The sequence below is a fragment of the Microcystis sp. LE19-41.2A genome (assembly GCF_027530405.1).
Taxonomy (GTDB): domain Bacteria; phylum Cyanobacteriota; class Cyanobacteriia; order Cyanobacteriales; family Microcystaceae; genus Microcystis; species Microcystis aeruginosa.
Window position 1 is genome coordinate 1 of record NZ_JAPZQJ010000052.1, and the last position, 1,383, is coordinate 1,383.

The following is a 1,383-nucleotide window of genomic DNA, read 5'->3' on the forward strand; positions in this document are numbered from 1 at the left end:
GGCTCTTCGGTTTGTGTTATGCAATGGACGGGGGTTATAAGGGATGGAACCCTTATATAGAAAGGCATTTAGCGATTTTTGTCAATTATTTCTTATCTAGAGCGAACTAATCAATTAAGTCTCTTGCCAGATAAGGATTTAGTCGATTTATGCCCCCCTATCGAACCATACCAAGTAACGAAGAACCCCAAAATCTAAGATTTAAATATGATAGCAACCCTTTTTTGTTAATTACCTGGAGGTAAAATTTTGAACATTTCTGCAAGCTTATAACTATTTACAAGGAGACTAATTGGCGGATTAATCTTTTGTGCTTTTTCTGGAACTATTTTTGTGAAAAATTCCTGCAACTTTTGGGATATATTGTTCTTGGTTTCCTTATCTTCACCTTCGACTTGATTAATTCCCACCTCGGTGAGGGTAGCCAAAATTTCCTTGCGAAGACCATTATAGCCAACGATGTAAAATTTGTTAAGAGCTTCTAGGACTTCATTTAATTTAATCAGCAGAAATTGTTTAAACTCTTGCGTAATTTTGCTATCGTCAATCATTTGAATTAAACCTAAGATTTCTTCCCTTAACCTGTTCAAATCCTCTTTGCTTAAATATATTTCCTCAAAATCTTCTACACAAGAAGGAAGCCAATGTAGAGCGTACCATTCAGGAGAGTTTAATGGCTGTAAGAAAGAATTTGACCAAGACATTTCAAGTCTTGAAAATACACTAATTAATTCATCCTTAATTTGTTTCATAAGTTCTTTATAGGAAGACTGTTTTCTTGAAGGAAAATATTGTAGTTGATCTTCTATATGATAAATAAGCTGTAGTAATTGAATCAACCCTTTCTGAACAGAATCAGTGTCATTTTTCACTTCCATTGCTCTTGCTAAAACTGCTTGAACTGATTCGTCAGTTTCGTCTGGAGAACATCTTTGTAGGATAATTAATAAACGTTCGGCTGGATTATGAATCGGTAGAGTAGATGATTCCATAAATTTTATCAAAGGCTAGATAGGTGATATATAGAACAATAATATTGTAACCTATCATTGTCTATTTTTACTGGATTGTTTCAGCAGTCAAGTCAAGTAGGGTGCGTTAGGCAATCCCTTGTTTTTAGGGAAAAAATCAAGAGCTAAATATTGCCGTAACGCACCACAAAGAAAGGTGGCTCTTCGTTACCCTTTATGCTAAATCAACATACAAGATGCCAAGATAACATACTTCTAACCCAAAAATTCCGAAAGTTTCTCAAGCCATAGCCTCTCCGTTTTATTAGTTTAAGTTTATTGTTGATTCCCTCGACCACCCCATTCGTTGTCCTTCGCTCGAAATAACTAATTATTTCTCCAAACCAGTTTCGGATTGTTTGACAACTCTTGG

General features: G+C 35.1%; 2 protein-coding genes. Both read right to left on the reverse strand.

Going from position 1 to position 1,383, the window contains the following annotated elements; all coding sequences use genetic code 11:
- Positions 1-227 precede the first annotated feature (227 nt).
- A complete protein-coding gene (locus O9290_RS02535; protein WP_288057030.1) occupies positions 228-992 on the reverse strand; it encodes a hypothetical protein in 765 nt (254 codons plus the stop codon).
- 203 nt (positions 993-1,195) lie between these two features.
- Positions 1,196-1,383, reverse strand: a 188-nt coding sequence (locus O9290_RS02540) for a transposase (protein ID WP_288086647.1), incomplete at its 5' end; no start/stop codon positions are given.

Bases quoted from the DNA above. Each gene is read 5' to 3' on its own strand.
- O9290_RS02535 (WP_288057030.1), bottom strand. From the start codon at position 992: ATGGAATCATCTACTCTACCGATTCATAATCCAGCCGAACGTTTATTA.